The organism is Methylophaga sp. UBA1464 (genome assembly GCF_002325665.1).
Lineage (GTDB): Bacteria > Pseudomonadota > Gammaproteobacteria > Nitrosococcales > Methylophagaceae > Methylophaga.
The window spans coordinates 1,234-9,756 of sequence record NZ_DCSO01000080.1 but is presented as its reverse complement, the minus strand read 5'-3'; the positions used below and the strand labels follow the sequence as shown (position 1 = coordinate 9,756).

The following is an 8,523-nucleotide window of genomic DNA, read 5'->3' as shown; positions in this document are numbered from 1 at the left end:
GAGTTACTGCAACAACCCCACCCCCACCCGGAAGCCGCAAAACAATTAATGCGCATATATCAGCAGGAAAAAAAATGGTCTCAGGCGATCGAAATGGGCAAACAGATTGATGCGAGTAAAACCGGCCAGGTCAGGCCCTTGATTGCCCAGTTTTACTGTGAATTAGCTGAACAACATGCCGATCAGGATCGACATGAAGCCTTTACTATGCTGAAACAGGCCCTGTTTCATGATGCCAATTGCGTCAGAGCAAGTCTCCTGGAAGCCAAACTTTATCTGGCATTAAAACAGCCGCGCAAAGCGCTGGATGCACTGCAGAATATTGAACAGCAAAACCCTAAATTTCTCTCAGAAGCATTATCATATTGGCACGAAGCCTATCAGCAAATGGGAGATTTACCAGCGTTTCGTGAACAGCTATCGCAACTGATTACCCGCCATCCGAATATGACTTCCGCCCGTATTATGTTGACGCATATTGTCGCACAGCTTGAAAACACTCAAGCCGCTCAACAAATACTCTTTGAACAGTTGCATCATCATCCTTCTGTTGAAGGATTACATACATTGATTAAACTTGGCGAAAGCAACCAGATTGCACTGATACCTTTGATTGAACGTATTACCAGAACCATGGTGGAAAAAGGTGATCGTTATACCTGTAAAAACTGTGGCTTCTCAGGAAAAACCATGCATTGGCTATGTCCCGGATGTGCCAGCTGGGGAACAGTCCGTCCAACTGAAATTCATCTCACTGCTTTGGAAAAATTACTGGATTCACCTTCATGAACAAGACACGTATTTATCACAACCCTCGCTGTAGCAAATCACGCGAAACCCTGGCGTTACTTGAAAGTCAGCAGCAAGATATTGAAATTGTCGAATATCTGAAATCGCCACCTTCAGTGGATGAATTGACGGCTATTCTACGACAACTGAAGCTTCGTCCCAGACAGTTGTTACGTTCTAAAGAATCGCTATACAAGGAATTACAATTGGATAATGCGGATTTATCTGATGAGGATCTGATCACAGCGATGTGTGCCAACCCGAAACTTATCGAACGCCCTATCGTCATTAAAAACAATCAGGCCATTATTGGCAGACCACCCGAAGCGGTGTTGAATATTCTTTGAGAACCCAGCATGCATGAAATTTTGATCCTCTATTACAGCCAGTCAGGCCATGTTAAATCCATGGCAGAACACATTGCACGGGGCGTAGAAAAACATCCGGAATGTACTGCGAGGCTCAGAACTGTTCCCAAGGTTTCAACCGTCTGTGAAGCAACTGAAGAAGAAATCCCACCTGGGGGCCATCTTTATGCCACGGCAACGGATTTACAGGAATGTGCAGGGTTGATTATCGGTAGTCCTACCCGCTTTGGCAATATGTCAGCTGCCCTTAAATATTTTATTGATGGCACCAGTGATCACTGGCTATCCGGGACATTGAGCGGTAAACCTGCCGCAGTCTTTACCTCGACCGGAAGTCTGCACGGTGGGCAGGAAACCACCTTGTTATCGATGATGTTACCGCTATTACATCATGGCATGGTAATCAGTGGCTTGCCCTATTCAGAAGCCGCATTGATGACAACACAGACAGGTGGCACCCCCTATGGTGCCAGCCATTTCGCAGGCCCGGATAATAAACACGCTATGAGCCAGGAAGAGATTGTTCTCTGTCAGGCGCTGGGGCTACGGGTAGCTGACCTTGCTGTAAGGCTGATCAGATGAAGTTAGTGCAATCCCTTAGAATGATTTCTTTAATCAGTTTTTTTGGACTGATGATAAGCTTGCTGATATGGATTTTGATCGCAGAACACAGTGAAAACTTTCCGGTAGCAGCATGGTTGATTATTGGTGTAATGCCCTTGCTGTTTCCAATGCGTGGGATCTTATATGGCAAAAGCTATACCCATGCCTGGGCCAGCTTTTTGATGTTATTTTACATTGCTCATGGTATTGGCGAACTCTACAGTCGCGATGCCATTATCTGGTATCCTTTATTTGAGGTCATATTCAGCAGCGTTTTCTTTATTGCAGCGAATCTTTATATTCGTGCCTTAGCAAAATTGCGAAGAAACTCACAGACTTAAGCTGTGAACAGTGTTGAAATACAACTACTATTTTTCCGGAATCCATTATGAGCACTATTCCAGCCATCCAATCAGCTTACCAAGGTATCCAGAGTGGTATGCAAAGCCTGAACAAAAACGCCTTTGCTGTGGCCAGTGAATCGACCAAAGGTGGTGATATGGTGACACCGATGGTGAATATGAACAGCGATAAACTTCAGGTTCAGGCTTCCGCCAAAGCCTTACAAATCAGTTCAGATACACTGGGTTCATTGCTCGATATCAAAGTTTAAACGGCTTTTTAATCTCAATATCTCATAACACTGGCAAAAAAATTACATTTGACGATACACTATAGTCGTTACTGACTATGAAGCCTTATTTTGAGTTTACCTCCATACGTTGCGCTCAACGCAAAAATTATCCGCGAAACGCTACCCCCTGAAATACTCCATCAGCTTGATAGCCTTCAGGTGTTTTCTGAAGTCACATCAACCAATGATATTCTCTGGCAAAAAGCACAAAACGGAAAAACCGGTACATCAGTGTGTCTTGCTGAAATGCAAACCGCCGGGCGTGGACGACGTGGTACCGAATGGGTTTCCCCTGCCAGTGGCAATATTTACCTTTCAATAATGCGTCAGCTGACAAGCGAGTCAGTTCGAAATGGTTTGAGCATTGCTATTGGTATTGCCCTGATAAACACGCTCAGAGAATATGGAATTGACGACCTGCAACTTAAGTGGCCCAATGATGTGCTACATAAGCGACGTAAACTTGCAGGAATTCTTGTAGAATCACGTTACGGAAGCCAAAACTACGTTACCGTCGGTATCGGCTTGAACCTCTCACTACCGGACAATATACAGACTGCCATCCCTCAGCCCATTATCAGCCTGGAGCAACTTTGTAACCCGCTCCCCTGTCGCAATCGGCTGGCAGCTAAAATAATTCAAAATATGATTGAAACTCTAGAACTGTTTTCTCATCGTGGTCTTAACGACTTTTTGCCTTTATGGCCACAATATGATGCTTTACATAATCAAGCCATCAATATCATCAGTGAAAACGGTCAATTTACCGCACTTGCCTGTGGTATCAACGAACAAGGTGAATTACGATATATGCGAGACCAGCAAGTAGCCTACTTGTCCAACAGCCACCTCAGCATCAGGTTTGCTTCATGATCCTATTAGTCGATATCGGTAACAGTCAGGTCAAGTGGACAACGATAAAATCCAAGGTTTTGGCTGACTCAGAAAGCTTTGCCAGACCAAAGACCGGCATCAAAGCAGCCCTGAATAAAGCCTGGAAATCACTTGATGGCATTACAGCAATTTTTGTCAGTAATGTAGCAGGTGAGAAAATGGCCGCTCAACTCAGCGAATGGGTTGAAAAACAATGGCAGCTCACTCCGGTATTTATTCGAAGTGAGAAAAGACGTTTTGGTGTCACCAATGCTTATGACCAGGCTGAAACGCTTGGTATAGATCGCTGGTTAGCTATTATCGCTGGCCGTCAGCACGCCAAAGAAGTCACTTGTATTATTGATTGTGGTACGGCAATTACGGTCGACATAGTCACTGAAAAAGGTCAGCATCAGGGCGGTTTGATTCTTCCGGGGTTATCACTGATGAAACAAATGTTGACCGATAATACAGATGCACTGAATAACGCCACACAGGAAAGTGAATTTAAATTATTGGCAACCAATACGCACAGCGCTTTTCAAGCCGGTACGTTGTATATGGTGACCGCTACCCTGGAAAACCTTATCAACGATCTGCAACAGAATTTCAAAAACGAAATTCGGTTTTTAATCACCGGTGGTGATGCTGACGAATTAATCCGGTTATTGCCACAACTCCTTATTCATGAACCTGATCTGGTACTGAAAGGCCTGGCTCAATACGCAAGACAAACCAATCAACGCAATCAAAACAAACCCTCAAAACAATCAGAAACAAAATCATCGGCAGATGAAAACCATGTTGAAGACTCAACGGCATTGCCAGAAAACACGAACTGAGATAAGCTTTTGCCCCCTTATAGGAGAACTGGCCGAGTGGTTGAAGGCGCACGCCTGGAAAGTGTGTATAGGTTAATAGCCTATCGAGGGTTCGAATCCCTCGTTCTCCGCCAATTTAATTCCGATCATAGCGTCCTCGATTTATCTCTCTGATTTTTTTCTTACGCATGCCTCTTTCATATTTACCGCAAGCTTTTTGGTTTGTTACACCTAACTGAGAAAATGCAACAATTCTAAATAGTGTCAGTATCGGTCACTGCGTTATGCGAATGCCCTTTGCAACTTCTAACAAGAAAATCTTCATTACTCCGTCAATAACAAATTTCTTTGTTTTTATTACTTCTATGCATGGCACTGAAATCAAAAAAAGCATAGAATAGCTAACTCTATGGTGGCCCAGCCGGTCTCCTCGCGACGATATGTTGGTTACCACGTCAGGCCCGGAAGGGAGCAGCGCAGCCATCGGACTCGGGCGCCGAGATTGGGCTGGTTTGGGTCACCACCCTTATGACCACATTGGGTATCTGACAAGCTGCATGAGTTATCTGGTACTGGCCCGCAAGTGGCGCCCCAAAAAATTTGCCGAAGTTGTCGGCCAGCAGCATGTTTTACGCGCGCTGATCAACGGTCTTGATCAAGATCGCCTGCATCATGCTTTTCTGTTTGCCGGCACCCGTGGCGTGGGCAAAACCACATTGGCAAGGATCTTTGCCAAATCTCTCAACTGTGAACAAGGCATCAGCTCTACCCCTTGTGGTGTATGTAACAGCTGTGTTGAAGTCGACAATGGTCGGTTTGTTGATCTGATTGAGGTGGATGCGGCGTCACGTACCAAAGTCGATGATACCCGCGAACTGCTGGATAATGTTCAATACGCACCGAGTCGTGGACGTTATAAAGTCTATCTGATTGACGAAGTGCATATGCTGTCTACCAGCAGTTTTAATGCATTATTAAAAACGCTGGAAGAGCCCCCTCCCCACGTCAAATTCCTCTTTGCGACAACTGATCCACAAAAATTGCCAGTCACTATTTTATCGCGCTGTCTGCAATTTAATCTGCGTCGGCTGGATATCAGACAAATCGAAGATCATCTCGCGTTTATCCTGCAGCAGGAAAACATTGATTTTGAGGCCGAAGCTTTAAATCAAATTGCGTTTGCCGCCGATGGCAGCATGCGGGATGCGCTGAGTTTACTGGATCAGGCAATTGCCTTTGCCGGTGGAAAAGTCACCGCGGAAATTGTCAGCCAGATGCTGGGCAGTGTGTCACAGCAGCAGTTAATTCAACTTCTCCAAGCGTTTGCTACAAAAGATGCTAAAGCCCTGCTGGCGCATACCGATGAGTTGGCCTCTTTAGGGCGTGATTTTGTCGTGGTGCTGGATGGTTTGATGACCAGCCTGCAACGTATTGCCACAATTCAATTGATTGCCGACACAGAAACGCTCGACCAGCAAGATGATGCGGCACTTAAAAATTTCTCAGATGTTTTCAGCGTAGAAACGGTTCAACTGCTTTATCAGATTGCCCTGCATGGCAAGCGTGATATGCCATATGCAGCGGATCCACGCAGTGGTTTTGAAATGACCTTGTTACGGATGCTGAGTTTTCAGCCTCAAACAGTCAATAATAGTGCAGGACAGTCCCCCGCAAAAAAGCCGCAAACTAATGCGAAACCGGTGCCTGCTCCGGCACCGCTGAGTCCATCAATTGAACCTGAAGCAAATTATTCCCCGGATGCGAATACCACAACTCCATATTCTGTGGCAGCCACGGGACAAACGGTTGCGCAGTAAACTGATACAGTCGCCGTTAAGATAGAAGAACCAACAATTGATCATAAAACGGCTTCGGTTGCAGCGGTTGAAACAAAAACAGAATCAGCGGTAACTTCGGATTTGCCCATTTCTGAAGAAGTAGAGCAACTTGCCAGTTTAACCACTGCAAATTGGACGGCATTGATTGCGCAATTAAAGTTGTCGGCTTTTGCCAGACAACTTGCCGATCATTGTGCATTTATCCGCACGGATAACAATAAAATCTATCTCTCCGTCGCGCCTGAACTACAGCATCTGGCTAATGATAAATCGGTTACAAAACTACAAACAGCTGTCAGTAAACAACTGCAGTTTGAAGTCATATTAGTGTTCACTGAAGCAACAAATACAGAAAATATATCTACATTGGCTGCTGAGCGCGCGCAACAAGCCGCTGAGCTTCAGCAAAATGCGGTTGATGCCATCCACAATGATCCTGTTGTGGAACAGATCAAAAATGCATTTAATGCCCGTATAATCGATACTACAATTAAACCCTTATAACTAGTGAGGATCTCCTATGAAAGGTGGATTAGGCAATCTGATGAAGCAGGCCCAGCAAATGCAGGCCAATATGCAAAAAGCCCAGGAAGAACTGGCCAATGTTGAAGTGACCGGCCAGGCGGGTGGTGGCATGGTACAAATTACCATGACCGGGAAACACGATGTAAAACGGGTAAGTATTGAGGATAGTCTGTTTCAGGATGACAAGGACATGCTGGAAGATTTGATCGCTGCGGCAGTCAATGATGCCGTCAGACAGGTCGAAAAAACCACTCAGGAACGCATGGCCGGTATGATGCCTCCTGGTATGAAGATGCCTTTCTAATCTCAGGCAATTATGGCGACTCTTGGACCCAGCATTGATCAACTGATTCAGGCTTTACGCTGTTTACCCGGTGTCGGGCCTAAATCAGCCCAGCGTATGACATTTCATCTGCTGGAGCGCGATCGTAGCGGTGGTGAACATCTGGCTGAAATGTTAAGTAAGGCACTCGCCAATGTAAAACATTGCCGTCGATGCCGGATTTTAAGTGAAGAAGATATTTGCAGTCGTTGCAGTGACTCTTCTCGTCGTGACGATCAACTGTGTATTGTCGAGATGCCCAGCGATGTGATTGCAATTGAACAGGCTACCCATTATCGAGGTCAATATTTTGTGCTTACCGGCCATTTATCTCCGTTAGATGGTATTGGACCTGAAGCACTGGGGATTCCTGATCTTATCGAACGGTTTGATCAGAAGACTGTTTCTGAAGTTATTCTGGCAACCAATCCGACTGTTGAAGGACAGGCCACGGCGCATTACATCAGTGAACTGGCACGGGCAAGAGAAATACATGTAACACGTTTGGCGCATGGTATTCCATTGGGGGGTGAACTTGAATATGTTGACAGTGGTACACTTTCTCATGCATTTTCTGGACGAGAATCTTATTAACCGAACGTAAACATTAAGAGCGGCTTTACATGACGGATATCTATACGGCATATGACTCACTGAAAAGCTTTAACGGTCTCATTCACCGCCAGCCATTATTTCTATCCAAAAAGCTTGATGTTGACAGCTATCACCTGACATTTCTTGACATCAATGGTAACCCGCTAAATGAAGACTCACCGGTTCCCGATTTTTTGTCGCAGCTATCTGATATTCTGCAGGCAATAAACCACAATCAAAAAACCTTATTGACGATTCCCGCCTCATGGCAACAAGCGCTTTTTGATTACGCCATGCCAGGTATAGATTTAATTATTGAAGCAAATGAAAAATCGTTATCCAAACCGGCCAGTACGCATGTAAGTTATGCTACTGATGCCAGAAATAATGTAGGCCAGACCCAAACTTTATTGATCGACCTGGATACATTCTCTGCAGATGAGATAACCGCAAACTTACCCCAGTGGCGCCAACAACATGAAGTGCTATGTGCCTTGAACGTCAACGTACTCAAGCAGTTCAGTTTGTGCCAGCTTCACGATATAGACTTACTTCAGGGTTTTTTCTACACCTTACCGGATACTTCCCACGATAAGAATGTTGACCCTGCGGCGCAAACGCTGATGGAACTTTTAGTCAAGCTGCAGGATCCAGAGGTAGAAGTTGATGAACTGGCTGAAATTATTAATCAGGACGTGGCGTTAAGTTATAAGTTACTTCGTTTGATTAACTCAGCATTTTTTGGTCTACCCCGCGAAGTCGGCAGTACCCGCCAGGCTGTTGTGATGCTGGGACAAAATAAAATTAAAACCTGGGCCAGCCTGTTATGCCTGTCTGGCCTTGATAATAAACCCAGTGAGCTTCGCACCACCGCGATGATTCGAGGCAGAATGTGCGAATTGCTGGCGAAATACTATAAAGGCCATTCCGATGTCTTTTTTGCTGCTGGCTTGTTTTCCACGCTTGATGCCTTAATGGATAAACCGCTTGAAGTACTATTACAAGACCTGCCGTTAAGCGAAGAACTGCACTCCGCCCTTTTACTTAAAGAAGGCGTTGCCGGTACCGCACTTAACCAGGTATTGAATTATGAGCGGGGCAACTGGTCTGCAATTGATTATTCCGTAGTGAGTGCCGAAGCACTCCTGGCAGCCTA

At 45.3% G+C, this 8,523-nt stretch carries 12 protein-coding genes, 1 tRNA gene and 1 other RNA gene; all 14 read left to right on the top strand.

The window, feature by feature from the left end; all coding sequences use genetic code 11:
• On the top strand, window positions 1-789 hold a 789-nt coding region (locus tag B3O33_RS10100; protein WP_292363531.1), incomplete at its 5' end, for a lipopolysaccharide assembly protein LapB.
• Complete coding sequence (gene arsC, locus B3O33_RS10095) at window positions 786-1,136, top strand: arsenate reductase (glutaredoxin) (RefSeq protein ID WP_292361630.1); 351 nt, start codon at window positions 786-788, stop codon at window positions 1,134-1,136. The genes B3O33_RS10100 and arsC, both read left to right, overlap by 4 nt.
• A 9-nt stretch (window positions 1,137-1,145) precedes the next feature.
• A complete protein-coding gene (gene wrbA, locus B3O33_RS10090; RefSeq protein ID WP_292361629.1) occupies window positions 1,146-1,739 on the top strand; it encodes an NAD(P)H:quinone oxidoreductase in 594 nt (197 codons plus the stop codon).
• Entirely contained in the window at window positions 1,736-2,101 is a 366-nt protein-coding gene (locus tag B3O33_RS10085) for a DUF2069 domain-containing protein (RefSeq protein WP_292361628.1), read from the top strand. Before wrbA ends, B3O33_RS10085 begins: the two co-directional genes overlap by 4 nt.
• A 47-nt stretch (window positions 2,102-2,148) precedes the next feature.
• Window positions 2,149-2,373 (top strand): hypothetical protein, encoded by a 225-nt coding sequence (locus B3O33_RS10080; protein ID WP_292361627.1) that lies wholly within the window; start codon window positions 2,149-2,151, stop codon window positions 2,371-2,373.
• 90 nt (window positions 2,374-2,463) lie between these two features.
• Window positions 2,464-3,267, top strand: a complete 804-nt coding sequence (locus B3O33_RS10075; protein WP_292361626.1) for a biotin--[acetyl-CoA-carboxylase] ligase — start codon at window positions 2,464-2,466, stop codon at window positions 3,265-3,267.
• On the top strand, window positions 3,264-4,109 hold the full coding sequence (locus B3O33_RS10070) for a type III pantothenate kinase (RefSeq protein WP_292363530.1): 846 nt from the start codon (window positions 3,264-3,266) through the stop codon (window positions 4,107-4,109). Before B3O33_RS10075 ends, B3O33_RS10070 begins: the two co-directional genes overlap by 4 nt.
• Window positions 4,110-4,131: 22 nt before the next feature.
• Window positions 4,132-4,222: transfer RNA gene (locus tag B3O33_RS10065), tRNA-Ser, on the top strand.
• A 285-nt stretch (window positions 4,223-4,507) separates the two neighbouring features.
• Window positions 4,508-4,604: signal recognition particle sRNA small type (ffs, locus tag B3O33_RS10060), an RNA gene on the top strand.
• Window positions 4,605-4,645: 41 nt separating this feature from the next.
• Window positions 4,646-5,905 (top strand): DNA polymerase III subunit gamma/tau, encoded by a 1,260-nt coding sequence (gene dnaX / locus B3O33_RS10055; RefSeq protein ID WP_292363529.1) that lies wholly within the window; start codon window positions 4,646-4,648, stop codon window positions 5,903-5,905.
• 102 nt (window positions 5,906-6,007) lie between these two features.
• Window positions 6,008-6,430 carry a DNA polymerase III subunit gamma/tau C-terminal domain-containing protein gene (locus B3O33_RS10050; protein ID WP_292363528.1) on the top strand — a complete coding sequence of 141 codons (423 nt, stop codon included), beginning with the start codon at window positions 6,008-6,010 and terminating at the stop codon, window positions 6,428-6,430.
• 16 nt (window positions 6,431-6,446) lie between these two features.
• A complete protein-coding gene (locus B3O33_RS10045; protein ID WP_292361623.1) occupies window positions 6,447-6,755 on the top strand; it encodes a YbaB/EbfC family nucleoid-associated protein in 309 nt (102 codons plus the stop codon).
• 12 nt (window positions 6,756-6,767) lie between these two features.
• Window positions 6,768-7,367 (top strand): recombination mediator RecR, encoded by a 600-nt coding sequence (recR, locus tag B3O33_RS10040; protein WP_292361622.1) that lies wholly within the window; start codon window positions 6,768-6,770, stop codon window positions 7,365-7,367.
• A 29-nt stretch (window positions 7,368-7,396) separates the two neighbouring features.
• Window positions 7,397-8,523: EAL and HDOD domain-containing protein (locus B3O33_RS10035; protein WP_292363527.1), on the top strand; the 1,127-nt coding region annotated here is incomplete at its 3' end.

Bases quoted from the DNA above. Each gene is read 5' to 3' on its own strand.
- arsC (WP_292361630.1), top strand. From the start codon at position 786: ATGAACAAGACACGTATTTATCACAACCCTCGCTGTAGCAAATCACGC.
- wrbA (WP_292361629.1), top strand. From the start codon at position 1,146: ATGCATGAAATTTTGATCCTCTATTACAGCCAGTCAGGCCATGTTAAA.
- B3O33_RS10085 (WP_292361628.1), top strand. From the start codon at position 1,736: ATGAAGTTAGTGCAATCCCTTAGAATGATTTCTTTAATCAGTTTTTTT.
- B3O33_RS10080 (WP_292361627.1), top strand. From the start codon at position 2,149: ATGAGCACTATTCCAGCCATCCAATCAGCTTACCAAGGTATCCAGAGT.
- B3O33_RS10070 (WP_292363530.1), top strand. From the start codon at position 3,264: ATGATCCTATTAGTCGATATCGGTAACAGTCAGGTCAAGTGGACAACG.
- dnaX (WP_292363529.1), top strand. From the start codon at position 4,646: ATGAGTTATCTGGTACTGGCCCGCAAGTGGCGCCCCAAAAAATTTGCC.
- B3O33_RS10045 (WP_292361623.1), top strand. From the start codon at position 6,447: ATGAAAGGTGGATTAGGCAATCTGATGAAGCAGGCCCAGCAAATGCAG.
- recR (WP_292361622.1), top strand. From the start codon at position 6,768: ATGGCGACTCTTGGACCCAGCATTGATCAACTGATTCAGGCTTTACGC.